General features: G+C 67.0%; 26 protein-coding genes. 18 read left to right on the top strand and 8 right to left on the bottom strand.

The annotated features are described in order from the left end of the window. Positions 1-143: 143 nt before the first annotated feature. The 5 genes from RXV88_RS07205 (at position 144) to RXV88_RS07185 (ending at position 5,679) form a co-directional block, all read left to right on the top strand. Positions 144-524: a VOC family protein gene (locus RXV88_RS07205; RefSeq protein WP_316291536.1), complete on the top strand. Its 381-nt coding sequence runs from the start codon at positions 144-146 to the stop codon at positions 522-524. A 162-nt stretch (positions 525-686) separates the two neighbouring features. After that, a complete protein-coding gene (gene cysS, locus RXV88_RS07200; protein WP_316291535.1) occupies positions 687-2,060 on the top strand; it encodes a cysteine--tRNA ligase in 1,374 nt (457 codons plus the stop codon). Positions 2,061-2,573: 513 nt separating this feature from the next. Beyond that, on the top strand, positions 2,574-4,187 hold the full coding sequence (cimA, locus tag RXV88_RS07195; RefSeq protein WP_316291533.1) for a citramalate synthase: 1,614 nt from the start codon (positions 2,574-2,576) through the stop codon (positions 4,185-4,187). After that, on the top strand, positions 4,187-4,906 hold the full coding sequence (locus RXV88_RS07190; protein WP_316291531.1) for a class I SAM-dependent methyltransferase: 720 nt from the start codon (positions 4,187-4,189) through the stop codon (positions 4,904-4,906). The genes cimA and RXV88_RS07190 overlap by 1 nt, the downstream gene beginning before the upstream one ends. Further along, the gene (locus RXV88_RS07185) at positions 4,903-5,679 is read left to right on the top strand and encodes a squalene/phytoene synthase family protein (RefSeq protein ID WP_316291529.1); all 777 of its coding nucleotides are present in this window, start codon (positions 4,903-4,905) and stop codon (positions 5,677-5,679) included. The genes RXV88_RS07190 and RXV88_RS07185 overlap by 4 nt, the downstream gene beginning before the upstream one ends. A 224-nt stretch (positions 5,680-5,903) precedes the next feature. Here RXV88_RS07185 and RXV88_RS07180 read toward each other — a convergent pair whose 3' ends face one another. Continuing rightward, positions 5,904-7,115 carry an MFS transporter gene (locus RXV88_RS07180; protein WP_316291528.1) on the bottom strand — a complete coding sequence of 404 codons (1,212 nt, stop codon included), beginning with the start codon at positions 7,113-7,115 and terminating at the stop codon, positions 5,904-5,906. Positions 7,116-7,190: 75 nt separating this feature from the next. On the opposite strand from RXV88_RS07180, the gene RXV88_RS07175 reads away from it, so the two are divergent. From RXV88_RS07175 to RXV88_RS07160, 4 genes are all read left to right on the top strand, one after another. Beyond that, positions 7,191-7,955, top strand: a complete 765-nt coding sequence (locus tag RXV88_RS07175; RefSeq protein WP_316291526.1) for a precorrin-6A/cobalt-precorrin-6A reductase — start codon at positions 7,191-7,193, stop codon at positions 7,953-7,955. Then, entirely contained in the window at positions 7,925-8,569 is a 645-nt protein-coding gene (locus RXV88_RS07170) for a DNA-3-methyladenine glycosylase 2 family protein (RefSeq protein WP_316291525.1), read from the top strand. Before RXV88_RS07175 ends, RXV88_RS07170 begins: the two co-directional genes overlap by 31 nt. Further along, on the top strand, positions 8,566-9,231 hold the full coding sequence (locus RXV88_RS07165; protein WP_316291524.1) for an alpha/beta hydrolase: 666 nt from the start codon (positions 8,566-8,568) through the stop codon (positions 9,229-9,231). Before RXV88_RS07170 ends, RXV88_RS07165 begins: the two co-directional genes overlap by 4 nt. Positions 9,232-9,501: 270 nt before the next feature. Next, on the top strand, positions 9,502-10,086 hold the full coding sequence (locus RXV88_RS07160; protein ID WP_316291522.1) for an HNH endonuclease: 585 nt from the start codon (positions 9,502-9,504) through the stop codon (positions 10,084-10,086). Between the two features lie 72 nt (positions 10,087-10,158). Here RXV88_RS07160 and RXV88_RS07155 read toward each other — a convergent pair whose 3' ends face one another. The 4 genes from RXV88_RS07155 to RXV88_RS07140 all read right to left on the bottom strand — a co-directional run bounded on the left by RXV88_RS07155 (position 10,159) and on the right by RXV88_RS07140 (position 13,533). Further along, positions 10,159-10,713, bottom strand: a complete 555-nt coding sequence (locus tag RXV88_RS07155; protein WP_316291520.1) for a polymer-forming cytoskeletal protein — start codon at positions 10,711-10,713, stop codon at positions 10,159-10,161. After that, complete coding sequence (locus RXV88_RS07150) at positions 10,703-12,016, bottom strand: DUF5930 domain-containing protein (protein ID WP_316291518.1); 1,314 nt, start codon at positions 12,014-12,016, stop codon at positions 10,703-10,705. Before RXV88_RS07150 ends, RXV88_RS07155 begins: the two co-directional genes overlap by 11 nt. Positions 12,017-12,188: 172 nt before the next feature. Further along, on the bottom strand, positions 12,189-13,001 hold the full coding sequence (locus tag RXV88_RS07145; protein ID WP_316291516.1) for a ferritin-like domain-containing protein: 813 nt from the start codon (positions 12,999-13,001) through the stop codon (positions 12,189-12,191). A 79-nt stretch (positions 13,002-13,080) separates the two neighbouring features. Continuing rightward, positions 13,081-13,533, bottom strand: a complete 453-nt coding sequence (locus RXV88_RS07140) for a peroxiredoxin (protein WP_316291514.1) — start codon at positions 13,531-13,533, stop codon at positions 13,081-13,083. Positions 13,534-13,629: 96 nt separating this feature from the next. Between RXV88_RS07140 and RXV88_RS07135 the strand changes: the two genes are divergently transcribed. From RXV88_RS07135 to lpdA, 5 genes are all read left to right on the top strand, one after another. Further along, positions 13,630-16,872 carry an AsmA-like C-terminal region-containing protein gene (locus tag RXV88_RS07135; protein ID WP_316291512.1) on the top strand — a complete coding sequence of 1,081 codons (3,243 nt, stop codon included), beginning with the start codon at positions 13,630-13,632 and terminating at the stop codon, positions 16,870-16,872. Between the two features lie 7 nt (positions 16,873-16,879). Then, positions 16,880-17,932, top strand: coding sequence for a tRNA preQ1(34) S-adenosylmethionine ribosyltransferase-isomerase QueA (gene queA / locus RXV88_RS07130; protein WP_316291510.1), 1,053 nt, complete (start codon positions 16,880-16,882; stop codon positions 17,930-17,932). Positions 17,933-18,081: 149 nt separating this feature from the next. Continuing rightward, a complete protein-coding gene (locus RXV88_RS07125) occupies positions 18,082-19,338 on the top strand; it encodes an MFS transporter (RefSeq protein WP_316291508.1) in 1,257 nt (418 codons plus the stop codon). Between the two features lie 121 nt (positions 19,339-19,459). Beyond that, on the top strand, positions 19,460-20,041 hold the full coding sequence (locus tag RXV88_RS07120) for a DUF924 family protein (protein WP_316291507.1): 582 nt from the start codon (positions 19,460-19,462) through the stop codon (positions 20,039-20,041). A 68-nt stretch (positions 20,042-20,109) separates the two neighbouring features. Further along, positions 20,110-21,504: a dihydrolipoyl dehydrogenase gene (gene lpdA / locus RXV88_RS07115; protein WP_316291505.1), complete on the top strand. Its 1,395-nt coding sequence runs from the start codon at positions 20,110-20,112 to the stop codon at positions 21,502-21,504. A 13-nt stretch (positions 21,505-21,517) separates the two neighbouring features. Here the strand turns inward: lpdA and RXV88_RS07110 are convergent, their stop codons facing one another. From RXV88_RS07110 to RXV88_RS07100, 3 genes are read right to left on the bottom strand one after another with little or no spacing between them, the layout of a single operon-like run. Next, entirely contained in the window at positions 21,518-22,120 is a 603-nt protein-coding gene (locus RXV88_RS07110; protein ID WP_316291504.1) for an HD domain-containing protein, read from the bottom strand. Between the two features lie 2 nt (positions 22,121-22,122). Next, positions 22,123-22,404: a hypothetical protein gene (locus RXV88_RS07105; protein WP_316291503.1), complete on the bottom strand. Its 282-nt coding sequence runs from the start codon at positions 22,402-22,404 to the stop codon at positions 22,123-22,125. Between the two features lie 9 nt (positions 22,405-22,413). Then, the gene (locus tag RXV88_RS07100) at positions 22,414-23,067 is read right to left on the bottom strand and encodes an alpha/beta hydrolase (RefSeq protein ID WP_316291502.1); all 654 of its coding nucleotides are present in this window, start codon (positions 23,065-23,067) and stop codon (positions 22,414-22,416) included. A 170-nt stretch (positions 23,068-23,237) separates the two neighbouring features. On the opposite strand from RXV88_RS07100, the gene RXV88_RS07095 reads away from it, so the two are divergent. The 4 genes from RXV88_RS07095 to RXV88_RS07080 all read left to right on the top strand — a co-directional run bounded on the left by RXV88_RS07095 (position 23,238) and on the right by RXV88_RS07080 (position 26,582). Further along, positions 23,238-23,699, top strand: a complete 462-nt coding sequence (locus tag RXV88_RS07095; protein WP_316291501.1) for an Rrf2 family transcriptional regulator — start codon at positions 23,238-23,240, stop codon at positions 23,697-23,699. Positions 23,700-23,819: 120 nt separating this feature from the next. Beyond that, positions 23,820-24,863 carry a cysteine desulfurase family protein gene (locus tag RXV88_RS07090; RefSeq protein WP_316291499.1) on the top strand — a complete coding sequence of 348 codons (1,044 nt, stop codon included), beginning with the start codon at positions 23,820-23,822 and terminating at the stop codon, positions 24,861-24,863. Between the two features lie 17 nt (positions 24,864-24,880). Next, entirely contained in the window at positions 24,881-26,401 is a 1,521-nt protein-coding gene (gene sufB, locus RXV88_RS07085) for a Fe-S cluster assembly protein SufB (protein ID WP_316291497.1), read from the top strand. Positions 26,402-26,405: 4 nt separating this feature from the next. After that, complete coding sequence (locus RXV88_RS07080; RefSeq protein WP_316291496.1) at positions 26,406-26,582, top strand: hypothetical protein; 177 nt, start codon at positions 26,406-26,408, stop codon at positions 26,580-26,582. Positions 26,583-26,598: the final 16 nt, after the last annotated feature.

Below are 26,598 nucleotides of genomic sequence, written 5' to 3'. Positions count from 1 at the left end.
GGGGCTGCTCAGGCAGGCGGGCGCAACACGGTCCCGGATCGGGTCCGGGACTCGCGCGTGCCAGGGGTCGATCTTTTCGCTTGACCTCAAGTGGGCTTGAGAAATTACCCTTCACGTGAGTCGTTATCGAAAGGACCATCGCCATGCCTGCCAAACTGGAACATCTGAACATCTGCGTGCACGCCCCCGACGAGGTCGCCGAGGCGCTCTGCGCTCTTTTCGGCTGGCGCATCCGCTGGCGGGGTTCGGTGATGGACGGCGGGCTGTCGGTGCATGTGGGCGGCGAGGACGACTATATCGCGCTCTACGCCCCCACGCATGACATGGACCAGCGCCCCGAGAGCTACCGCCATTGGGGGATGCTGAATCATGTGGGCGTCACGGTCGACGATCTCGACGCCGTCGAGGCGCGGGTGCGCGAGGCCGGCTTCACCCCGCGCGAACATGCCGATTACGAACCGGGGCGGCGGTTCTACTTCATGGGGCCGGGCGGGATCGATTACGAGGTCGTCAGCTACGCCTGACATAGGTCTTGGCGGATCGGGGGGGGCGTGCTATGCCCCCCTCATGACCGACACCGCCCTCATTTGTTGCATTAGCCGCTGACATATTCGGCGGGCCGGTCCTCTATTCCCTCTCTTCGACAGAGTTGCTAAGCCCGCCGCGACCCCGCGCGCGAGGAAGCCATGACCATTCGCCTGACCAACACCAAGACCCGCCGGAAAGAGCCGTTCAAACCCATCGACCGTGAAAACGTGCAGATGTATGTCTGCGGGCCGACGGTCTATGACCGCGCGCATCTGGGCAACGCGCGCCCGGCGATCGTGTTCGACGTGCTCTTCCGGCTGCTACGCGAGGTCTACGGCCCGGATCACGTGACCTACGTGCGCAACTTCACCGACGTGGACGACAAGATAATCGCCCGGGCCGACGAGACGGGGCGCGACATCGGCCAGATCACCGCCGAGACCACGCAATGGTATCTCGACGACATGGCCGCCGTGGGCGTGATGGAGCCCACCCACATGCCGCGCGCGACTGACTACATCCCGCAGATGGTGGCGATGATCGAAGGTCTGGTGAAGGACGGCCACGCCTATGCCGCCGAGGGCCATGTTCTTTTCGCGGTGGACAGCTGGAAGGACAGCTACGGCAAGCTCTCGGGCCGGTCGGTCGACGATATGATCGCCGGCGCCCGGGTCGAGGTCGCGCCCTACAAGCGCAACCCGATGGATTTCGTGCTCTGGAAGCCGTCGACCGGCGATCAGCCCGGGTGGGACTCGCCCTGGGGCCGGGGGCGGCCCGGCTGGCATATCGAATGCTCGGCCATGGCCAAGGCTTTGCTGGGCGACACCTTCGACATCCACGGCGGCGGCAACGACCTGATGTTCCCGCACCACGAAAACGAGATCGCCCAGAGCTGTTGCGCCAACCACACCGACCGGATGGCCAACGTCTGGCTGCACAACGAGATGCTGCAGGTCGAGGGCAAGAAGATGTCCAAGTCCCTGGGCAATTTCTTCACCGTCCGGGATTTGCTGGACCAGGGCGTCCCGGGCGAGGTGATCCGCTTTGTCATGCTGAGCACCCATTACCGCAAGCCGATGGATTGGACCGAGAAAAAGCGCGAAGAGGCGGAGAAGACGCTGCGGAAGTGGTACGCTCAGGTGTCCGAGGCATTGGATAATGCAGAGCCCTACGAAAACGTTGTGCAGGCGCTCGAGGACGATCTGAACACCGCCGGCGCGATTGCTGAATTGCATCAGCTGTCATTGGCCGGGGATACACCTTCGTTGCGATCGAGTCTCCGGCTGCTGGGATTTCTCGACAATGGCATTCCGGAATGGGCTGCCGTTCCGCAAGTCGATCTTTTCCCCTATGTCTCCTTGCTCACCAAAGCGCGCGAGACGGCGATGGAGACGAAGGATTTCGCCGAGGTGGACCGCCTCAAGACGCTGTTGACCGAAGCCGGTGTCGAGGTGCGCATGTCGCGTGCGGGCGTGGATCTCATTCCCGATGCAGGCTTCGATCCTTCCAAGCTGGAGGGCATCCTGTCATGACCCTGGGCTCGCACGACTCCTCCCGCCCCGCCGACGGATCGCACCCCAGCCGCGGAGTCAAGGCCGCAGGCCGCCGCGGCCAGCGCCTGCCCGCCCGGACGGGCTGGCGCTTTGGCGACGCCTGGGGCGCCGTTCGGACGGCGTCCGGGTTGGCAGTGATAAAGCGCCACAGAACCGCCGTTGCTGCGCCACCCCGCGGGCAGGCGCTGGCCGCTGGGTGCTTTGAATGGACGGTTTCGGGATCGAGAAAGGTGCGTATGTCGAAAGAAGGGGTGGTTCTGGTCCCGGGGCCGGGGTGCGATGCTTTGGCTTTGGAGGGAATCGCGTGAAAGATCGTGGCGGTCGCAGTCACCGGCGCCGGAGTGGGGGGCAGCCCCCACACGCTGGTTCAAGTGGGGGCCAGCCCCCACACGCAGGTATTAGTGGGGGCCAGCCCCCACACCCAGGTTTAAGTGGGGGCCAGCCCCCACACCCCCGGGATATTTTCGACCAGATGAAAGCAGGGGCGCTGCGATGACGCGAGAACGGCTTTATCTCTACGACACGACCTTGCGGGACGGGCAGCAGACGCAGGGGGTTCAGTTCTCGACGCCGGAGAAGCTGCGGATCGCGGCGGCGCTGGATCGGCTGGGGGTGGATTACATCGAGGGTGGATGGCCCGGGGCGAACCCCACCGACAGCGCCTTTTTCGACGAGGTGCCGCACACACGGGCGCGCATGACCGCCTTTGGCATGACAAAGCGCGCGGGCCGTTCGGCGGCCAATGACGACGTGCTGGCGGCGGTGATGAACGCGGGCACGCCGGCGGTCTGTCTCGTGGGCAAGTCGAGCGCCTTTCACGTCACCGACGCGCTGGGCATCACGCGCGAGGAGAACCTCGAGAACATCGGCGCCTCGGTGGCGCATCTGGTGGCGCAGGGGCGCGAGGCGCTCTTCGATGCCGAACATTTCTTTGACGGCTATGCGGACGATCCGGCCTATGCGCTCGACTGCTTGCGCGTCGCCCTCGACGCGGGGGCGCGCTGGATCGTGCTGTGCGACACCAACGGCGGCACCTTGCCCGCCACCGTGGGCCGCGTGGTGGGTGAGGTGATCGCGGCGGGCATCCCCGGGGACCGGCTGGGCATCCACACCCATAACGACACCGAAAATGCGGTGGCCGCGTCGCTGACGGCGGTGGATGCGGGCGCGCGCCAGATCCAGGGCACGCTGAACGGGCTGGGCGAGCGTTGCGGCAACGCCAACCTGACCACGCTGATCCCGACGCTTTTGCTGAAGGAGCCCTATGCCAGCCGCTTTGACACCGGCGTCAGCCCGGAGGCGTTGGAAAGCCTGACGCAGGTCAGCCGGATGCTGGACGAGGTGCTCAACCGTGTGCCGATGAAGCAATCGCCCTATGTCGGCGCCTCGGCCTTTGCCCACAAGGCCGGGCTGCACGCCAGTGCCATCCTCAAGGACCCCACGACCTATGAACATGTCGACCCCGCCCGGGTCGGCAACCGGCGCATCATCCCGATGTCGAACCAGGCCGGCCAGTCCAACCTGCGCCGCCGCCTGGTCGAGGCAGGGCTGGAGGTGGTTCAGGGCGACCCGGCGCTGGCGCGGATCCTCGAACGGGTCAAGACGCGCGAGGCCGAGGGCTATTCCTACGACACCGCGCAGGCCAGTTTCGAGCTTTTGGCGCGCGAAGAGCTGGGGCTCATGCCCGAGTTCTTCGAGGTCAAGCGCTACCGCGTCACCGTCGAGCGGCGCAAGAACAAGCACAACCGGATGGTGTCGCTTTCCGAGGCTGTGGTCGTGGTCAAGGTGGACGGCGAAAAGAAGCTGTCGGTCAGCGATTCGCTCGATGCGGCGGGCAGCGACCGGGGGCCGGTCAACGCTCTGTCGAACGCGCTGGCCAAGGATCTGGGGCGCTACCAGGACACGATCGACGACATGCGGCTGGTGGATTTCAAGGTGCGCATCACCCAGGGCGGCACCGAGGCGGTGACCCGCGTCATCATCGACAGTGAGGACGGGCAGGGGCGGCGCTGGTCCACCGTAGGGGTCAGCGCCAACATCGTCGACGCCTCGTTCGAGGCGCTGCTGGACGCGGTGCGCTGGAAGCTGGCAAGGGATCACGCCTGATGGACATGGAAGCGTTTCTCACCCTGCACAAGGACCTGCCGCGCGAAGGCCCCGGCGCGCCCGAGGACGTGGCCTGGGCCTGCGCGCTGGCTGGGCTGGCGGCGGATGCGGTGATCTGCGACGCGGGCAGCGGGCCGGGCGGCGATGTGCCCGCGCTGCTGGCGGCGGCGCCTTCGGGCCGCGTTGTCGCGGTCGACGCCTATTTCGGCGCGGCGGCGGATGCGCGCTTTGCCGAGGACCCCCGCGTTCGGGGCGACACCGCGGACATGGCGCATCTCGACCGCCTGCCCGAGGCGCCCTTCGACCTGATCTGGTGCGCCGGGGCGCTCTATTTCCTCGGGCTCGAGAACGGGCTCGCGGCGATGGCGCGGGCGCTGAAACCCGGCGGCGTGCTGGCCTTTTCGGAGCCCGCGCGCTTCGTCGATGCGCCCGACCCGGCGGCCGAGGCCATTTTCGAAGGCTACCCGCTGCGACGCCCCGAAGAAATCGCGGCGGTGACGGTCGGCGCGGGCTACGAGGTGCTTGGCCAGCGCAAGGTGCCCGATGCCGGATGGGAGGCCTACTTCGGCCCGATCGAGGCGCGCGTGGCGGAATTGCGCCCGGGGGCGGACGAAAACCTGACGGTTGTTCTGGACGAGGCCTTGGCGGAGGCTGCCGCCTGGCGGGTCCATCGCGACGCCATTGGCTATGTCCTGACCGTGGCGCGGCGCGGCGCATGACCGATTTCGCCCCTGGGACAGACCTGCACGCCTGCGCGCGGATCGTCGAACAGGGCGACCCCGACCGCTTTGCCGCCGCGATGGCCGCGCCTCTGGCGGCGCGCGCCGTGCTCTTTCCGCTTTACGCCTTCAACGTCGAGGTCGCGCGCGCACCGTGGGTGACGCAAGAGCCGATGATCGCCCAGATGCGCCTGCAATGGTGGGCCGATGTGCTGACCGAGATCGAGGCGGGCGGCCCGGTGCGCCGCCACGAGGTGGCGACACCGCTCGCCGTGATCGGTGCGCAGGCCGCGGGGCGGCTGCAACAGCTGGTCGAGGCGCGGCGGCTCGATACCGAACGCGCGCCCTTCGACGACGCGGCGGCGCTCGACGCCTATCTGGCGGACACCGCCGGGGGACTGGCGATGGCGGCGGCGCAGGCGCTGGGCGCGCAAGCGACCGACAGCCTGGCGCCCTGGGGCCGCGCGGCGGGGTTCGTGCGCTACATGCAGGCGGTGCCCGATCTCGAGGCGCGGGGCAAACAGCCCTTGCCCGACGGCCGGGCCGAGACGATTGCCGACATGGCCCGCGCGCATCTCGAGGTGCTCGAGCCGCGCGGGATCCGGCGGCTGCGCGCCGCGCTCGGGCCGGATGCGGGGGCGGCGGCGATCGAGTTCTGGCAGGTCGAACCGCTCTTGCGCCTCATTTCGGCAGAGCCGGGACGCGTGGCCGACGGCACGGTGACGCTCAGCGATTTCGCGAAACGCTGGCGGCTGATGCGCGCGGCGTTCTAGCGATCGAAACCATCGTTCATCGCCCCTAAGTCGCGGAATCAAGGCCGTAGGCCGCCGCGACCGGTGCCTGCCCGTCACGGCGGGCTGGCGCCTTGTCGAGGTAAGTGCCGCGATCATTCGGAGCGATGACTTGGCTGGCATAAAGCGCGCCGATCTGTGGTAGCAGCGCCACCCCACGGGCAGGCGCTGGTCGCGGCTTGGGGGGGGGGCGCACTCCAGCGCGGCTATTGCGCAGGTTGGTCCTTGGGTCGCATCACCAGCCAGATCAGCGCACCGCCCGCCAGCACCAGGAACGGCGCCATGGCCAGGTTCACGGCGGTCCAGCCTTGCTCGGCCGAGCCGCCCGAGCAGTTCATCAGCCCGCCCGAGGCCAGCGAGGCCATGGTCACGCCGCCGAAGACCAGAAGGTCGTTCAGCCCCTGCATCCGGCCGCGTTCGTGCGGGGCGTGGGCGGCGGCCAGCATGGTGGTCGCGCCGATGAAGCCGAAGTTCCAGCCCAGCCCGAGCAGCACCAGCGCCACGAAGAAATTCTCGAGCGTAACGCCCGAGAGCGCGACAAGCCCGGCCCCGGCGAGGATGACCAGCCCGGTCGCGACGATCCGCTCGACCCCGAAGCGCGCGATCAGGTGCCCGGTAAAGAACGACGGCGCGAACATCGCCAGCACATGCGCGGTGACCACGTCGGCGGCGTCGTTGGTCTCGAACCCGCAGCCGACCACCGCAAGCGGGGTCGAGGTCATCACCAGGTTCATCAGCGCATAGCTGACCATGGCGCAGATCACCGCCACGGCGATGCGCGGCGTTGTCAGAAGCTCGAGCCGCGAGCGGCCTTTGGGCGCGTCTTCGGCGGGGACCTGCGGCTTGGGGATGTCGAGAAAGAGAAAGAGAAGCGATCCCAAGAGGTTGAGCGAGATCACCGCCACATAGGTGCCGATGAAGGGCACCACATAGGCATCCGCCGTCAGCTTGACCAGCTGCGGCCCGACAATGGCCGACGCGAGCCCGCCGGCCATCACGTAGGAAATCGCCTTGGGGCGGAATTCGTCCGACGCGGTGTCGGCGGCGGCGAAGCGGTAGAACCCCTGCGCCGACATGTAGACGCCGGTCAGCAGGCTGCCCAGCAGGAAGATCGGGAAGGATGCCAGATAGAGCCCGTAGGCCCCCACGGCCCCGCCCAAAGCGCCGCCCGTGGCGCCCACGAAAAACCCCGCCCGGCGTCCGAACCGCTGCATGAACCACGACAAAGGTGTGGCCGAGAGCATGCTGCCCAGAACGATCAGCGAGATCGGCAGGGTGGCGAAACAGATGTTCGAGGCCAGCGACTGGCCCGCAAGCCCGCCGATGGTGAAGATCATCGGCATCTGCGCGCCCAGGATGGCCTGGGCCATCACCAGAACGGCGACATTACGTTTGGCGCGGGTGTCGGATCTTGTCATGGCGCAGGGCTTACGCGGCCACGCTGGGGGCCGCAAGATCGATAGCGCCCTCGTTCGGATCGGGCGCGGATTTTCGTGGCACGCCGGGACGGCGCGGCGTATCACCGGGGCATGAAGGATACCGGACAGAGACCCGTGGCGATCGTCGGCGGCTCGGCCGAGGCGCGGCTGCTGGCCGCGCTGCTGCCGGGGGCTGTGGTCCGTCTGCCCGCGCCGGATAGAGTGCCGCAGGATTGGGCTTGCCCGGTGTCGGTGGGGCCTGTCGACGCGGCCTGGCTGCGGGGCGTGGGTGCTGTGGCGGTGCTGATCGCGCCGCATCCCTGCGACGACGGTGCGGCCTTTCAGGCGGTGCGCGCTGCGCGGGGCGCGGGGCTGGACTATGCGCTGGTGCGCCGGCCGCCGTGGCGGGCGGCGCGGGGTGACCGCTGGCACAGCCTGCGGGCGGCGACCGAGGCGCGGGCGGTCATCCCGCCGGGTGCGCGGGTCTTTGTCACGCTGGGGCGCGCGGGCCTGGGCGATCTGCACGGGCTGCGCGCCCGCGCCTTCGTGCGCCGCATCGGCGCGCCGGGGGGCGCCTGTCCGCTGCGCGGCGGGCGCTTTGTGCCGGGGCAGGGGCCTTTTACGGTGCGGCAGGAGGCGGGCTTGCTGCGCACGCTGCGCATCGGCTGGCTGATCACCCGCAACGCCGGCGGGCCCGGCGGCTGGCCCAAGCTGGCCGCGGCGCGGCAACTGGGGCTGAAGGTGGCGATGATCGACCGGCCGCGCTGGCCCGAGGGGCCGCTTTTCGACACGGCAAAAGGAGCGATCGCATGGGTGACGGCGCGGATATCGGCCGGATAATCGTCTCGGACGACTGCGTGGCCGAGGGCGCGGAATGGCTTGCGTGCCGGGATGCGCGCTTTGCCCGGGCGCTGGAGGCGACCGGGCCGCTGCCGCTACGCCGCCGCCCCAACGGCTTTGCGCAATTGCTGAGCGCGATCGTCAGCCAGCAGGTCAGCGTCGCCTCGGCGCGGGCGATCTGGGCGCGGCTGGAAGAGGCCGGGATGACGGCCCCCGCGCAGATCCTGGCCTCGAGCGACGAGGCGCTGCGCGGGCTGGGGCTGAGCCGGCAGAAAGCGGCCTATGCGCGGGCGCTGGCCGAGGCCGGGATCGACTTCGCGGCGCTGCGGAGCGCGCCGGTGACAGAGGTGGTGGCGACCCTGACGGCCGTCAAAGGCATCGGCGTCTGGACCGCCGAGATCTATGCGATGTTCAGCCTGGGCCGGGCGGATGTCTTCGCGCCGGGGGATCTGGCGCTGCAGGAGGGCGCGCGGCTGCTTTTCGAACTGCCCGACCGGCCCCGCGAGAGGGCGCTGCGCACCATGGCCGAGGACTGGAGCCCGTGGAGATCGGTTGCGGCGCGCACGCTCTGGGCCTACTACCATGTTGAAAAGCAACGTGAGGGGATCGCATGACACGGGTTTTGACGGCGGGCCGGAAAGAGCCTCTTTCGGGAGAGATGCGGTCGGCGGTGGTGTTTCTGCACGGCTATGGCGCCAACGGGGCGGACCTTTTGGGGCTGGCCGATCCGCTGGCCGAGCATCTGCCCGACACGCTTTTCGTCGCGCCCGACGCGCCCGAGGCCTGCGCGGGCGCGCCTTTCGGGTTTCAGTGGTTTCCGATCCCCTGGATCGATGGGTCCTCGGAAGAGGAAGCGATGGCCGGGATGGCGCGGGCGGTCGACGATCTGAACGCCTTTCTCGACGCGCTGATGGTGGACGAGGATCTGCTGCCCGAACAGGTGGTGCTTTTCGGCTTTTCGCAGGGCACCATGATGTCGCTGCATGTTGCGCCGCGCCGCGAGGACGAGGTGGCGGGCGTGGTCGGGTTTTCGGGGCGGCTGTTGGAGCCGGAACTGCTGGCGGATGAAACCGTCAGCCGCCCGCCCATCCTGCTGGTGCATGGCGATCAGGACGACGTGGTGCCGCCGCAATCGCTGCCGGCGGCCGCCGAGGCGCTGCAGGGTGCGGGCTGGAAAGAGGTCTATGCCCATATCATGAAGGGCACCGCCCATGGCATCGCCCCCGACGGGCTGTCGGTGGCGCTGGCCTTTATGCGTGACAAGTGCGGGTTGTGACCTGGCGGCGGGTGCGCCCTGGGCCGGCGTCGGAGTGAGGGGCCAGCCCCTCACGCTCCCCGGGATATTTTGTGGATCAGTGAAAGGGGAAAGCGCCTGTTTTTCAGGCGTCGTTGTTCTGTTGCATTGGCTTGGTAGGGCTTGTGCCGTCACTCTATCTAGCGGGGCTTGCCTTGGGGCATCCGCGATATATAGTGGTTGCAGACCGGGGCGGGACTCCCCGCTTTGGTGCACGGTGACGGGCAGGCAGGGTAGAGGACGAGTCACGACATGGACGGCGATTTCAGAACGGCCTTCGTGCGCGAACCGGGCGCGTTGAGGCATCATCCGGCGCTGGTGCTGAATGCGGATTACCGGCCGCTGTCCTATTACCCGCTCAGCCTCTGGCCCTGGCAGGAGGCGGTCAAGGCGGCCTTCCTCGACAGGGTGGATATCGTCGCCGAATATGACGAGGTGGTCCGCAGCCCTTCGATGACGCTGAAAATCCCCAGCGTCGTGGTGCTGAAAGATTATGTCAAACCGAGAAAGCGCGTGGCCTTCACGCGCTTTAATTTATTTCTGAGGGACGAATTCCGCTGCCAGTATTGCGGATCGAAGGGCGATCTGACCTTTGACCACGTGGTGCCGCGCGCCAGCGGCGGGATCACCTCGTGGGAAAACGTCGTGGCGGCCTGCGCGCCCTGCAACCTGCGCAAAGGGTCCAAAAGCCTGCGGCAGGTGGGGATGAGCCTGCGCAAACCGCCGCGCCGGCCGGGGGCGTCGGAGCTGATGAACATGGGGCGGAAATTCCCGCCCAACCATCTGCACGACAGCTGGATGGATTTCCTTTACTGGGACGCCGAGCTGGAGGCGTGAGCCGTCTGGCGGTATGAAAAAGGCCTCCGGGCGATCTGCGCGGAGGCCTTTGATTTTTCGTGACCGAAAGGATCAGCCGTTCTGCGGGCCGCGCTGGGGCGCGGGCTTTGCGCCGCCGGCCTGTCCGCCGCCGCCAGGCTGTCCGCCAGCGCCTGCGGCGCCCTGCGGCTTGGTCTTGTTGCCGGTGAGCGGATCGTCCTGACGCTGCACCGAGCCTTCGAAATGCGCGCCGCTTTCGATGGCGATGGTCTTGTGGATGATGTCGCCCTCGACCCGCGCGGTCGCGGTCAGGCGCACCTTGAGGCCGCGCACGCGGCCGACGATGCGGCCGTTCACGACCACGTCGTCGGCGGTCACTTCGCCCTTGATCGTGGCGGATTCGCCGATGGTCAGCAGGTGGGCGCGGATGTCGCCCTCGACCGTGCCTTCGACCTGGATGTCGCCGGTGGTCTTGAGATTGCCGGTGATGTGAAGATCAGGGCTCAGCACCGATGCGGGGGGCTTGGCCTTGGGGGCCGATGCCTTGAAGTCGGGAGCGGGCGAGGGGCGCGGGGCCTCGGAAGAGGCGGGTTTCGCCGTGTCCTCGGGCTTGGCGCCGGGCTCGTTGATTTTGCTTTTAGAAAACATCGTTCGCAGCCTTGATGTAGATCATGGGGTTGACGGCGTCTCCTCCGACGCGGACCTCGTAGTGCAGATGCGTGCCGGTCGACCGTCCTGTATTGCCCATATCACCGATGCGGTCCCCGCGCGAGACCCTTTGACCGACCTTCACGCGAATTTTCGACAGATGCGCGTAGCGTGTTTCGATGCCGAATTCGTGCTGGATCTTGACCAGGCGGCCATAGCCGGACTGCCAGCCCGCATGCACCACGACGCCGTCGGCGGTGGAATAGATCGGCGTGCCGTGGGGCGCGGCGAAATCGGTGCCCGCGTGCAGGCGGCCCCAGCGGTAGCCGAAGCCGCTGGTGAAGCGGAACGGATCCTTGAGCGGCGACGAGAAGGGCGCTTTTTGCGCGGCGATCCGGTAGAGGTTCAGCCGGTCCATCTGGTTGAGGATCCGGTTGGCGCGCTGGGTGTCCGGCGAGGGGTCGCCGCCCCGGGTGGAAAAGCTGAGCGGGGTCAGCGGGCCGCCCTGGCCGGAATAGCCGCGGCGGACCTGGTCGAGGATGCGGTCGGGGTTCATTCCCGCCGCTTCGAACATCTTGTCGAGCGGCTTGACGCTGACGGTCATGGCCTCTTCGAGCTGGCGGAAGATGGCGTCGTTCTTTTCTTCCATCAGCCGGATTTCCAGCGCCATTTCGTCGGCGCGGATCAGCGCGTCCTGCGCGTCTGCCACCACCTGGTCGCGTTCGGCGGCGGTGCGGGCCAGCGCCTGGGCCAGCATGTCGAGCGTGCCGTCCCCTTCGCCGCCGCCCCGGGCCAGTGCGGTCGCGCCGCCTTCGATCTGCGCCTCGAGCGCGGCGAGACGGTCGGCGACGGCCTCGCGTTCGTTCATCGTGTTGCGCAAGGTGGCCTGGATCACGTCGATGCCGGTCTCGAGCTCTTTGCGGCGGGTTTCGGAATCGAGCAGCTGCGATTGCATGGCCGAGATCTGCGCCAGGGCCGAATTGAAGCGCTGCTGTGCGGCCAGCGCCTCGGCGGCGCGGGCGTCGCGTTCGGCGGACATCTCGTTGAGGCGCTGCTGGTAGGTGATCTGGTCGCGCTTGGCCTGTTCGCGGAAGTTGCCGGCGCCGATGCTGTCCATCAGAAGGACTGCGGTGGCGATGATCGTCCAGGCCAGAACCGCCGTTCCGCCGGCAAAGGCGAGCGCCTGAGTCTCGGATTTCAGACGAATGAAACGGGTGTCTTCTTCGGACCTCAGAAACAGCCGGCGTTCCGGAAACCAGCGTTCGAGCAGCGCATGTGTCTTGATCGCGAGACGCGTTCTCACCTGATCGTCCTCTTTCCCGTCCCAATTCCGGCGCTCGGTTCCCCATTCCGGAACCTTGGGAACCGGGGTTAACGGCCGCGTGACGGTTTCGCAACACTTTTGGGCGTGCGATTCGGGTCTTTGGGCGTCATGCCGCGCAAGTGGCAAAAATCCGCCGATGCCAAGGGCTTCGTTATTGCGGCCGATCCGCGAGCGGCCAGTAGAAATCCGGCGGCAGGCCCGCCTCGGCGCGTTTTTCCTCGTTGAAGGGCGGCTTGAGCGCGCCCTTGAAATATCGCCGGACCAGGTCGTGGAAGACGGTTTTGGGGTCGAGATCGTGGCGGCCGCAGAGGAAATGGAACCATTTGGAGCCGTAGGCGACGTGGCTCACCTCCTCGGCATAGATCGTCTCGAGCGCTGCGACGGCGGCGGTGTCGCCGGCCTTGCGGAAGATCTCGATCATGCCCGGGGTCACATCGAGCCCGCGCGCCTCGAGCACCATGGGCACGACGGCGAGCCGGCCCATGAAATCCTCGGCGGTGTCCTCGGCGGCGCGCCACATGCCGGCATGGGCGGGCAGGGCGCCGTAATGGCTGCCGGCCGCTTCGAGGCAGTCGCACATCAGGTTGAAATGCTTGGATTCCTCGTCGGCGGCCTTGACCCAGTCGTCGTAGAAGCCGGCGGGCATCGCGGTGCCGGCAAAACGCGGGATGATGTCCCAATGCAGATCGACGGCGTTGAGCTCGATATGGGCGACCGCGTGCAGGAGCGCGATGCGACCCTGCGGCGTTCCGGGCTTGCGTTTGGGCACGTCGCGCGGGCTCAGAAGCTCGGGCTCCGCGGGCCGGGCCGGGCGCAGCGGCGGCGCGGCGCGGCCCAGAGGGATGTCGTCACCCGAGGCACGCGCGGCAAACCACGTGGCGGCATGGGCGCGGGATTTGGCGGTCTTTTGCCGCCCGTCGGCGGTGGTCAGAACATCCACCGCCATGTCGCACAAGGTCATCATGCGACCGCTCTACCGCGGCGCCGAAATCTTTGAAAGATTTCGGACCGATTTCTTTGAAAGAAATCGTCACGCGCCGGGTTCAGAGGGCGCGCGCCGCCTCCAGCACCTCTTCGGCGTGGCCGGGGACCTTGACCTTGCGCCATTCCCGGACAATCCGTCCTTCGCCGTCGATCAGGAAGGTCGAGCGTTCGATCCCCATGAATTTCTTGCCATACATGGATTTTTCCTTCCACACGCCATACTTTTCACACACGTCCGACGCTTCGTCGGACAACAGCGGGACGGTCAGCGCCTTCTTGGCCATGAACTTGTCGTGGCTTGCGATACTGTCCTTGGACAGGCCGAAGACCTTGGTGTTCAGCGCCTCGAACTCGGCCTGAAGCGCGGTGAAGGCCTCGTTCTCCTTGGTGCAGCCCGAGGTGTCGTCGCGAGGATAGAAGAACAGCACCACATTGGCCGGGCGCAGGGCCGAGAGGGTGACATCGCCGCCGCCGGTGACGGGGAGGGTGAAATCGGGGGCCGTATCGGTCATCGGGGGCTCCTTGTCATGCATCATGAGAACGGGCGTTCCATATCGGCCCGTGATGGGCAACAGTAATCCGGGAAAGACACAGCTCAAGTGAGAGACGTGAAAGAAACCGAACCGACGCGGCGAAAGACCCGCCGCTGGCCCTGGGCCGCGGCACCGCTGGCGCTGATCCTGGCCATCGGCGGACTGCTGATGCTGGGGCGTGCGGTGTCGGCGCCCGACTGGCTGCGCGAGCGGATCGAGGCGCGCATCGACGTCGCCCTTCCGGGCCTCGACCTGCGGTTCGGCGACATGCAGGTGCAGGTCCAGCGCAACGGTCTGCCGCAGGTGATGCTGTGGGACGTGGACATCCGCACCGACGACGGCGTGCCGGTTGCGGCGTTTGGCGACGTGCGGGCGGCGCTCTCGCCCAAGGCGCTGGCGCGGGGCAAGATCGTGTTGCGCGACGCGAGCGTCTCGGGAGCGATCCTGACGCTCACCCGCGGCCCCGATGGCCGCATCGCGGTGGCGCTGGGGGATGTCTTTGCCGCCGACACAGCGACGCCGGACCTGCCCACCCTGATCGCGCAGGTCGACCGCGCGCTGGCGGACCCTAGGCTGGCGCGGCTGCGCAGCGTGACCGCCGACGCGCTGACCCTGCGCTACGAGGACGCCCGCGCGCACCGCGGCTGGACGCTGGACGGCGGCGTGCTGCGGCTGACCCGCGACGACGGCCGGCTGCAGCTGGGCGGCAACGTGGCCATCCTCGGCGGCGGCGACACCGCCGCCAGCATCGAGCTGAACGCCCAGAGCGTCATCGGCGACACCGGGATGGACTTTGGCCTGACCCTGCGCGGGCTGTCGTCCAACGACATCGCCACGCAGAGCCCGGCGCTGGCCTGGCTCGACGCGCTGCACGCGCCGATTTCCGGCGCCCTGCGCGGCGCACTGACGCCCGAGGGCGCGCTCGGCCCGCTCAGCGCAACCTTGCAGATCGGCGAGGGCGTGCTGCAGCCCAACGAGGGCACCCGAGCGATCCCTTTCAAGGCCGCGCGCACCTATTTCACCTACAAGCCCGACAGCGCCACGCTCGATTTCGACGAAATTTCCGTCTCCAGCGAACTGGGCGAGCTTCTGGCCGACGGGCGCGCGGTGCTGGAGGGCATCGAGGATGGCTGGCCCCGTGCGCTGACCGGGCAATTCGCGGTCTCGCGGCTGATGGCCGATCCCGGCGATCTGATGCCGGAGCCGGTCGAGCTGGCCGGGGCCGAGATGGATTTCCGTCTGGATCTCAAGCCCTTCCGGTTCCGGCTGGGGCGGCTGCGCCTGACCGACGAGGACCTGCCGCTGCGGCTGAGCGGCGATGTGCTGGCGCTGCGCGAAGGCTGGCAGCTGGCGCTGGATGCGCGGCTGGACGGCGCGACCCGCGACCAGGTGCTGCGCTACTGGCCGCCGCGCGTGACGCCCCGCACCCGTGACTGGGTCGAACGCAACGTCGCCCGCGCCGACATCCGCCACGCCGTCGCCGCGCTGCGTCTGTCGCAGGGGCAAAAGCCCGACCTCTACCTCGACCTGCGGTTCGAGGACGCGGATGTGCGCTATGCCCGGACCCTGCCGCCGGTCACCGGTGGCAGCGGCCAGCTGACGATCTACGAAAACCGCCTGTCGGTCTTGGCCGAGGGCGGCACGGTCGACCCCGGGCAGGGCGGCACGATCGACATCGCGGGCACCAGTTTCGTCATCCCCAACGTCCGCGAGCGCCCGGCGCGGGGCGAGGTGCAAGTGGCGGCCAACGCGCCGCTCACGGCGGCGCTGGCCTATCTCGACAGCGACCCGCTGAACATCATGCAAAAGGCCGGGCGGCCGGTCGATCTGGGGCAGGGGCAGGTCATTGCGCGCGGCCGGGTCGACCTGCCGCTTGTGCGTCCGATGCCGAAAGGCGCGGTGCGCTTTGGCTTCGAGGGCGAGGTGCGCGACGCCGCCAGCGACCAGATCGTGCCCGGGCGAGACCTGCGCGCGGACCTGCTGACCTTTGCCGCCGACAACGATCTGGTCGAGGTCGCGGGCCGCGCCACCTTGTCCGGCGTGCCGTTCGAGGGCAGCTGGCGCCAGCCGCTCGGGACCGGGGCGGGCAGCCGCGTGGCGGGCCGGGTGACGCTGTCGCAAGCGGCGGTCGAGGCCTTCAACATCGGCCTGCCCGCCGGGTCGGTGCGCGGTTCGGGGCCGGGCGATCTGACGGTCGAACTGCCCAAGGGCGGCCCGCCCCGGTTCGCGCTGACGTCCGAGCTGGCCGGGGTCGGCCTGCGCATTCCGCCGCTGGGCTGGAGCCTCGCGCCCGAGACACGCGGAACCCTGCAAGTGGCGGGAACGCTTGGAAAACCGGCGGCGGTCGAGACGTTGCGGCTCGACGCGCCGGGGCTTCTGGCCGAGGGCAGTGTCGCGCTGAAGGAGGACGGGTCGCTCGACCGGGTGGTGATGTCGCGGTTGCGGGCGGGCGGCTGGCTGGACGCGCCGGTCACCTTGCGGGGGCGCGGCGCGGGGCGCGCGCCTGCGGTGCAGATCGCGGGCGGCAGGATCGACATGCGCAACCTTCCGAGCAGTGGTGGCGGCGGATCGGGCGGCGGGCCGATCGCGATTGCGGTGAACCGGCTGCAGGTGTCCGAGGGCATCGCCCTGACGGATTTCCGCGGCGAGTTCAGCAGCGGCGGCGGGCTGAACGGCAAGTTTACCGGCAAGGTCAACGGCGCCGCCGCCATCGCCGGAGAGGTGACGCCGCAGAAAGGGCGCAGTGCGTTCCGCATCAGCGCAGAGGATGCAGGCAGCGTGTTCTCTGCCGCCGGGCTGCTGAAAACCGCCGCCGGCGGTGCGCTGAGCCTGACGCTGGCCCCGGTCGCGGGCGTGGCGGGCACCTATGACGGGCGGCTCGACGTGAAAGACATCCGGCTGCGCGACGCCCCGGCCTTTGGCGCGCTGCTCGACGCGATCAGCATCGTCGGGCTGATCGACCAGCTGAACGGGCCGGGCATCTATTTCGCCGAGGTCGAGGGACGTTTCCGGCTGACGCCCAACCAGCTGATCCTGACCCGGTCGAGCGCGGTGGGCCCGTCGATGGGTGTCTCGCTCGATGGCTATTACGATCTGGCCAGCAAGCGGATGGACATGCAGGGGGTGCTGTCGCCGATCTATATCCTCAACGGCATAGGCCGCATCTTTTCGCGCAAGGGCGAGGGGCTGATCGGCTTCAACTTCAACCTCAGCGGCGCGGCGGAAAAGCCGCGCGTCGCGGTCAATCCGCTTTCGATCTTTACACCCGGCATGTTCCGCGAGATTTTCCGCCGGCCTCCGCCGGATGTTTCGCAATAGGACCGCCATGCAGCTTTCCGACTTCGACTTTGACCTGCCCGAGCGGCTGATCGCCACGCGCCCGGCGCAGCCGCGCTCTTCGGCGCGCCTTTTGGTGGCAGAAGGCGACCGGATCACCGATGCGGTGGTGCGCGATCTGGGCCAGTGGCTGCGTCCGGGCGACCGGCTGATCCTGAACGACACACGCGTGATCCCCGCCCGGCTGAGCGGGCTGCGCCGCCGCGACAGCGCGCAGGGGCCGGTTGAGGCGCGGATCGAGGTCACTTTGCTGGAGCCGCGCGCTGACGGCACATGGGCCGCGCTGATGAAGCCGTTAAAGAAGGTTCGGATCGGCGAGGAAATCATATTTTCCAATGACCTGAGCGCTGTTCTTGAAGCAGTGGAGGACGGCCAGGCCCATCTGCGCTTCAACCTGACGGGCGACGATTTCGACACCGCCCTGGCCGAGGCGGGCGCAATGCCTTTGCCGCCCTATATCGCCGCCAAACGCCCCGCCGACGACCGTGACAAACAGGATTACCAGACCGTCTGGGCCCGCAACTCGGGCGCCGTCGCCGCGCCGACCGCGTCGCTGCATTTCGACGAACCGCTGCTGGCCGATCTGGCCGCGCGCGGCATCGCCTTTACCCATGTCACGCTGCATGTGGGCGCGGGCACCTTCTTGCCGGTCAAGGTCGATGACGTGACGACCCACAAGATGCATGGCGAATGGGGGCAGGTGACCCCCGAGGCCGCCGCCGAGATCGCCGCCACCAAGGCCGCCGGCGGGCGGGTGATCCCGGTGGGCACCACCGCGCTGCGGCTGATCGAGACGGCGGGCCAAAGCGGCCGGATCGAGGCCTGGGAAGGCACGACAGAGATCTTCATCTACCCCGGCTTCAAGTTTCAGGTCGCCGACGCGCTGATGACCAATTTCCACCTGCCGAAGTCGACGCTGATGATGCTGGTGTCGGCACTGATGGGGGCGGATCGGATCAAGGCGATCTACGATCACGCCATCGCTGCAGAGTACCGCTTTTTCTCGTATGGCGACGCGTCGCTGCTGATTCCGGACGGGTGACCGCCTGTCGCACCCCCGCGCCCTGTTTCCCGCTTTCCCCGGCTTTGCGGCTGTGACACTCCGCCCGCGACGGCGGGTGTCGCATCCAAGCGCGTGACGGGGGGGCGTCCGCGCTAGGCAGACCCCGAAACCAAGACGCGGAGGCCGCCATGCTGCAAGTTTTGAACGCATCCTGGGCGCTGTTGCTGGGCATGACGCTTTTGATGGTCGGCAACGGGCTGCAAAGCTCGCTTCTGGGCGTGCGCGGCAGCGCGGCGGGGTTCTCGGCCTTCGAGATGTCGGTGATCATGTCGTCCTATTTCGCGGGCTTTCTGGCCGCGTCGCGGATGACGCCCGGGATGATCCGCCGCGTCGGGCATGTGCGGGTCTTCGCGGCGCTGGGGTCGTTCATCTCGGCCGTTCTGATCCTGTTTCCGGCGCTGCAAAATCCCATCGCCTGGATCGCCGGGCGCGCGATTCTGGGGTTCTGCTTTTGCGGGGTTTACGTGACCGCCGAAAGCTGGCTGAACAATTCCGCCAGCAACGAGACCCGCGGGCAGGCGCTGTCGCTTTACATGATCGTGCAGATGGCCGGGATCATCGCTGCGCAGGCGCTGCTGCTGGTGCCGGACCCGTCCGGCTTTCTGCTCTTCGTGATCCCGTCGGTTCTGGTGTCGATCGCCTTTGCGCCGATCCTGTTGTCGATCTCGCCCACCCCGGCCTTCGAGGCGACCAAGCCGATGAACCTGCGGCAGCTTTTCAAGACCTCGCCGCTGGGCTGCGTGGGCCTGTTCCTGCTGGGCGGGGTGTTCGCCGCGCAGTTCGGCATGTCGGCGGTTTACGGCACAGCGGCGGGGCTCAGCCTGCAGCAGATCTCGATGTTCGTGTCGGCCTTCTATGTCGGCGCTCTGGTGCTGCAATATCCGCTGGGCTGGATGTCGGACCGCACCGACCGCCGCCGTCTGATCGCCTTTGTCGCCGGATGGGGCGGGGCGGCGGCGTTGCTGGCGGTGTTCATGGCCGAGCATTTCCTGGTGCTGCTTGGCGCGGCCTTCCTGATCGGGGGGTGTTCGAACCCGCTTTATTCGCTGCTGATCGCCTATACCAACGATTTCCTCGACCCCGAGGACATGGCCAGCGCCTCGGCCGGGCTGTTGTTCATCAACGGGCTGGGGGCCATCGCCGGGCCGATGATCATCGGCTACGGGATGGGCGTCGTCGGGCCGTCGGGCTTTTTCATCCTGATCGCGGTGCTGCTTTTGAGCATGATGGGCTACGCCTTCTACCGCATGACCCAGCGCGCCGCGCCGTCGGTTCAGGACACGGGGGCCTACACACCGCTCACCCCGTCGGCCACGCCGGTCGCGATGGAATATGCGCAGGAATTCGCCATCGAGGCGGCGCAGGACGATCAGGACGCCGCATGAACTTGAAAGCCACAATGGGCTGTCATATGTCGATTTGACAGAAAATGTGACTGGCCTGATGCGGTTGGATGATCCTATCTTTTTATCATCGGCCAGGGGCCGGACAAATGGAGCAAGACCGATGGCATCGCCGGAAGAGGTACTGAGTTTTTGGTTGGACGAGTATGGTCCACAAGATTGGTACAGGAGCGACGCGGATTTCGACGCGCTTGTGCGCGACAGGTTCGAAGCCACCTGGCAGGCGGCGATGCAGGGCAAGTTCGCGCTCTGGCTGACCTATCCCAGCGGCGCGCTGGCCTATTGCATCCTGCTCGACCAGTTTCCGCGCAATATGTTCCGCGGCACCAAGAAAGCCTTCTCTTCGGACCGCTACGCGCTTGCGGCGGCGAAACAGGCGATCCACCGGGGCTGGGATCTGAAGATCGACGAACCGGCGCGGGCGCTCTTTTACATGCCGCTGGTGCATTCGGAAAACCTCTGCGATCAGGACCGCGCGGTGCGGCTGATGAAAGAGCGGCTGCCGAACGGGCCGGTCTATCTGCTGCACGCCAAGGCGCACCGCGAGATCATCCGCATGTTCGGCCGTTTCCCGTCGCGCAACGAGGCGCTGTCGCGGACCACGTCGAAGCCCGAGAGCGCGTTCGCCGAAAGCGGCGGCTATGGATCGGTGCTGCGCGCGCTGCAGGCGACCGAGGCCGCCTGAGTGGACACATTGCCCAGCTATCTGCGATAGGCTAGCGTTCCCCTCACAGCCTGTGAGGGGAGAGCACGATGGCATCTGACAGCTTTGACATGATCGTGATTGGCGCCGGGCCCGGCGGCTATGTGGCCGCCATCCGGGGCGCGCAGCTTGGGCTGAAGGTCGCGATCGTCGAACGCGAGCATATGGGGGGGATTTGCCTTAACTGGGGGTGCATCCCGACCAAGGCGATGCTGCGCTCGGCCGAGGTGTTCCACCTGATGCACCGCGCCAAGGAATTCGGGCTGAGCGCGGACGGGATCGGCTATGACCTGGAGGCGGTCGTGAAGCGGTCGCGCGGGGTGGCCAAGCAGCTGAATTCGGGCGTGGGCCATCTGCTGAAGAAGAACAAGGTCACCAGCGTGATGGGCGAGGCGCGGCTGGCGGGCAAGGGCGAGGTGGCGGTGCGGACCGCCGACGGCGAGACGACGCTGCGCGCGCCGGCCATTGTGCTGGCCACCGGGGCCCGGGCGCGCGAGCTGCCGGGGCTCGAGGAGGATGGCGCGCGGGTCTGGACCTACAAGCACGCGCTGGTGCCGCCGCACATGCCGAAAAAGCTGCTGGTGATCGGATCGGGCGCCATCGGGATCGAGTTCGCGAGCTTCTACAACACGCTTGGCGCCGAGGTGACGGTGGTCGAGGTGATGGACCGGATCCTGCCCGTCGAGGATGCCGAGATCAGCGCATTTGCCAAAAAGCAGTTCGAAAAGCAGGGCATGAAAGTGCTGGAAAAGGCCATGGTCGCCGGGCTGGATCGCGGCCGCGACGCGGTGACGGCGAAAATCGAGAAAGATGGTAAAACGGAAAGTCATACCTTCGATACAGTGATATCTGCGGTTGGAATTGTTGGAAATGTGGAAGATCTTGGGCTGGAAGATCTGGGCGTCCGGGTCGAAAAGACCCATGTGGTGACCGATGAATTCTGCCGCACCGGGGTCGAGGGGCTTTATGCGATCGGGGATGTGGCGGGCGCGCCCTGGCTGGCCCACAAGGCCAGCCATGAAGGCGTGATGGTGGCCGAGCTGATCGCCGGCGGGCATCCCCACGCGGTCGCGCCCGAGAGCATCGCGGGCTGCACCTATTGCCAGCCGCAGGTGGCCAGCGTCGGCCTGACCGAGGCGCAGGCGAAAGAGCGGGGCTATGACGTCAAGGTGGGGCGGTTCCCCTTCATCGGCAACGGCAAGGCCATCGCGCTGGGCGAACCCGAGGGGCTGGTCAAGACGGTGTTCGATGCCAAGACCGGCGCGCTGCTGGGCGCGCATATGGTGGGGGCCGAGGTGACGGAGCTGATCCAGGGTTATGTGGTGGGCCGCCAGTTGGAGACCACCGAAGAGGATCTGATGCAGACCGTCTTTCCGCATCCGACGCTGTCGGAGATGATGCATGAATCGGTGCTGGACGCCTGGGGGCGGGCGATCCACTTTTAGCGCCGGGCGCCGCTCATCCGCCCTTGCGGGCGTCTTCGCTGTGGGTGTCAAACCAGCGGCGGGCGCGGGGTTCGAGCCAGTGCCAGAGTTTTGGCGCGCCGTTGGCGACCTTGCTGCCGACGCGGGCGAGGAACGTGTCGAAGCTGACGTTGTAATCGCGCCAGGACCCGCCGCCGGCGGCCATGTTCTGGTTCGGGGTCTGGAAGCGGTCGATGGATTTGGCGAATTGCGCGTCCGGGGTTTCGTTCGCCTCGAATTCGCGCCAGAGCGCGATCAGCTCTGCCGCCTGATCCTCGGGCAGGAGGCCGAAGAGGCGCTTTGCGGCGGCCTCTTCGCGGGCGGCCATGGCCGAGGCATCGTGTTCGCCGAAGACCGGCGCGTCGCCTGCGTCGATCTCGACGATGTCGTGGATCAGCAGCATCCGGATCACCCGGTCGATGCGCACCTGCGGGTCGGCGTGTTCGCCCAGCACCAGCGCGTAAAGCGCGATCTGCCAGCTGTGTTCGGCGGAGTTTTCGTAGCGCGAGGCGTCGCAGAGCGGGGTGGCGCGGGTGATGGATTTCAGCCGGTCGGCCTCGTTCAGGAAGGCCACCTGGGCGTCGATGCGGGCGGTCACGATCACAGGTTTTCGTTGTCAGAGCCGACCGAACGCGCCTGCGGCACGGCCTCGCCGGCCCGCAGGGCCTTGGCGGCGGCGTCGATATGGTTGTTGATGAAGGCGCGCGCGCGGCGTTCGGAGAGCCGCACGCGGATCGAGGTCAGGAAGGCCTCTTCCAGCGTGGTGGAGGAGGCGGCGAGTTCCTTGGCCACTTCCATGTAGAAGCGATCCTCGCCCAGCTCGTCCTGGATTTTCAGCACGTCTTCGGCCAGCGCGTCGGCCATGTCTTGGACAAGAGACATCGCGGGATCCTACCTTGTGGTTTCGGTCAGCCGGCGCTTCACGTAAGAGGTGACGGTGCCGATCATCGTCTCCATGTGCGGTTCTTCGAAGAAATGCCCCGCGCCCTCGATTTCCTCGTGGGTGATGGTGATGCCCTTCTGTTCCTTGAGCTTGTTGACCAGCGACACGGTGTCGGCGGGCGGCGCGACGCGGTCGCCGGTGCCGTTGATGATCAGACCCGAGGCCGGGCAGGGGGCCAGGAACGAGAAATCGTACATGTTGGCGGGCGGGCTGACCGAGACGAAGCCGGTGATCTCGGGCCGGCGCATCAGAAGCTGCATACCGATCCAGGCGCCGAAGCTGAAGCCGGCGACCCAGCAATGCTTGGAATTGTTGTTCATCGACTGCAGGTAGTCGAGCGCCGATGCGGCGTCGGAAAGCTCGCCGATGCCCTGGTCGTATTCGCCCTGGCTGCGCCCGACACCGCGGAAATTGAAGCGCAGCACCGTGAAGCCCATGTTGTAGAAGGCGTAATGCAGGTTGTAGACAACCTTGTTGTTCATGGTGCCGCCGAATTGCGGATGCGGATGCAGGACGATCGCGATCGGTGCGTCGCGGTCCTTTTGGGGGTGATACCGGCCTTCGAGGCGGCCTTCGGGTCCGGGAAAAATGACCTCGGGCATGGGGGGCGATAAGCTCCTGCAGGGGGTGCGGCGGAATTCTTGACGAAATCGCTTGGGCACCTTAGAACGGTTCTAAATCCGGCAGTTGCCGGGTTCTGGCTTTGATGCAGATAGGCTTTCGTTCCGTCAAGGTCAATCGGTCGGGCATTGGGCAACCCGGAGGACATGAGGTGAAGCTGAGCACGAAGGGCCGCTATGCGATGGTGGCGCTGGCGGATATCGCGCTGCAACCGGACGGGGTTCTGGTGACGCTGGGGGATATTTCCCGGCGGCAGGATATCTCTTTGCCGTATCTCGAGCAGCTCTTCGTCAAGCTGCGGCGGGCGGGGCTGGTGGAATCGGTGCGCGGGCCCGGAGGCGGATACCGGCTGGCCCGGGCGGCGTCGGACATCCGGGTGGTCGATGTGCTGGGGGCGGTCGATGAGACGGTCGATGCGATGCACAAGGGCGCGGGCGCGTCGGGGGCGCTTTCGGGCAGCCGGGCGCAATCGCTGACCAACCGGCTGTGGGAGGGGCTTTCGGCGCATGTTTATGTGTTTTTGCACCAGACGCGGCTGTCGGATGTGATCGACAACGAATTGGCGCCGTGCCCGGCGGTGCCGACGCTGTTTTCGGTGGTGGACGATGGGTGATCTGGCTGTGCGCCTGCGGCGCGAGACGTTTTATTGCGTTCGGGCCACGCAGGCCTTGAGGGGCGCGGCCCCTCAAACTCCCCGGGATATTTCTGGATCAGTGAAACAGGGGGCGGGGTTTTGAGCCGGGTCTATCTGGATCACAACGCCACCGTGCCGCTGCGGGCGGAGGCGCGTGCGGCGATGATCGCGGCGATGGATGTGGTGGGCAACCCGTCGTCGGTCCATGCCGAGGGGCGCGCGGCGAAGGCGCTGGTCGAGCGGGCGCGCGGGCAGGTGGCGCGGGCCTTTGGCGCGGAGGGGGCCGATGTGGTGTTCCTGTCGGGGGCGACCGAGGCGGCGGCGCTGGCCTGTGCGGGGCGCGGGCTGCTGGGGGCGGATGTGGAGCATGATGCGGTGGTGGCCTGGATCGACCCGGGTCTGCCGGTGGACCGCGACGGCCGGGTGAGCGTGGCGGATCCGGAGCGTTCGGTGCTGCAGGCGGCCAATTCCGAGACCGGGGTGGTGCAGGATCTGCCCCAGGATTTGGCGGTGGTGGATGCCACGCAGGCCTTCGGCAAGCTGCCGGTGGCGTTCAACTGGATGGGTTGCCAGATGGCGCTGGTGTCGGCGCACAAGCTGGGCGGACCCAAGGGCGTGGGCGCGCTGGTGATCCGGCGCGGCACCGATCTGGCGGCGCAGATCCGGGGCGGCGGCCAGGAGATGGGCCGGCGCTCGGGCACCGAAAACGTCATCGGCATCGCCGGTTTCGGGGCCGCGGCGGAGGCGGCGGCGCGCGATCTGGAGGCGGGCGTCTGGGCCGGGGTTGAAAAACTTAGAAACATTCTAGAATACGAGCTTGAGGCTGGCGCAAAAGAGACTATTTTTGTCGGGAAATCGGCGAAGCGCCTGCCCAACACCAGCTGTTTCGCGGTTCCGGGCTGGAAGGGCGAGACGCAGGTGATGCAGATGGACCTTGCCGGTTTCGCGATCAGCGCAGGGTCGGCCTGTTCGAGCGGCAAGGTGCGCGAGAGCCGTGTGCTGCGCGCGATGGGATATGACGCGGCCACGGCCCGCGCGGCGATCCGCGTGAGCCTGGGGCCGGAGACGACAGAGAACGACGTGGCGCGCTTTGCTGAGGCGTGGCTGCGGCACTTTAAAAGGCACCGCGCCCGTGCGGCGTGAGGATCAAGGGGGTTGAGATGGCAGCTTTGGACAATGTGACCGTCAAGGAAGGCGTCGAGCAGGAAACGGTCGACGCCGTCAAGGCCGTCAGCAGCTACAAATACGGCTGGAATACCGAGATCGAGATGGAATACGCCCCCAAGGGGCTGACCCCTGATATCGTCCGGCTGATCTCGGAAAAGAACGGCGAGCCGGAGTGGATGACGGATTGGCGTCTGGCCGCCTACGACCGCTGGCTGCAGATGAAAGAGCCCGAATGGGCGATGATCGACTATCCCGAGATCGACTTTCAGGACCAGTATTACTATGCCCGCCCCAAGAGCATGGAGGAAAAGCCCAAGTCGCTGGACGAGGTCGATCCCAAGCTGCTGGAAACCTATGAAAAGCTCGGGATCCCGCTGAAAGAGCAGATGATCCTCGCGGGTGTCGAAGGGGCCGAGGACGCGCCGGCCGAGGGCCGCCGGGTCGCCGTCGACGCGGTCTTCGATTCGGTGTCGGTGGGCACCACTTTCCAGAAAGAACTGGAAAAGGCCGGCGTCATCTTTTGCTCGATCTCGGAGGCGATCAAGACCCACCCCGAGCTGGTGAAGAAATACCTGGGCTCGGTCGTGCCGGTCAGCGACAATTTCTACGCCACGCTCAACAGCGCGGTCTTCTCGGACGGCTCGTTCGTTTACGTGCCGCCGGGGGTGCGCTGCCCGATGGAGCTGTCGACCTATTTCCGCATCAACGCTGAGAACACCGGCCAGTTCGAGCGCACGCTGATCATCGCCGCCAAGGGGTCGTATGTGTCCTACCTCGAAGGCTGCACCGCGCCCAAGCGCGACACCAGCCAGCTGCACGCCGCCGTGGTCGAGATCGTGGTCGAGGAAGATGCCGAGGTGAAATATTCCACGGTTCAGAACTGGTATCCCGGCGATGAGGACGGCAAGGGCGGCATTTATAACTTTGTCACCAAGCGCGCCGATTGCCGGGGCGACCGGTCCAAGGTCATGTGGACCCAGGTCGAAACCGGGTCGGCGGTGACGTGGAAGTACCCTTCGTGCATCCTGCGCGGCGACGACAGCCAGGGCGAGTTCTATTCCATCGCCATCACCAACAACCACCAGCAGGCCGATACCGGCACCAAGATGGTGCATCTGGGCAAGAACACCAAGTCGCGGATCGTGTCCAAGGGCATCAGCGCGGGCTTTGCTCAGAACACCTATCGCGGGCTGGTGTCGATGCACCCCAAGGCCAAGAACGCGCGCAACTATACCCAGTGCGACAGCCTTCTGATCGGCGACAAATGCGGCGCGCACACGGTGCCCTACATCGAGGTCAAGAACAACTCGGCCCGGGTCGAGCACGAAGCGACGACGTCCAAGGTGGACGACGATCAGCTGTTCTATTGCCGCGCGCGCGGCATGGACGAGGAAGAGGCGGTGGCGCTGGTCGTCAACGGCTTCTGCCGCGAGGTGCTGCAGGCCCTGCCGATGGAGTTCGCCATGGAAGCGCAGCAGCTGGTTGCGATCTCGCTCGAAGGCTCCGTGGGCTGAGACGATGCTGAAGCTGGCCCTCGTCCCGGCGCTCTTGACCGGCGTCTTCTGCGCTGCGTTCGCGGTGGGGGTCGATTTCGTGGTCGGCATGAAGGGTCTGACGACAGTGATCGTTATTTCCTTCGTCTCGGGCTTTCTGGGCAATTGCTTTGCCCAGATCGTCACCGGGCGGGACAAGTAACAGCCCCGGACGGGCG

It is taken from the genome of Aestuariicoccus sp. MJ-SS9, from assembly GCF_032586235.1.
In the GTDB taxonomy this organism is placed as follows: Bacteria; Pseudomonadota; Alphaproteobacteria; order Rhodobacterales; family Rhodobacteraceae; genus Aestuariicoccus.
This window is presented reverse-complemented; position numbering and strand designations above follow the sequence as displayed.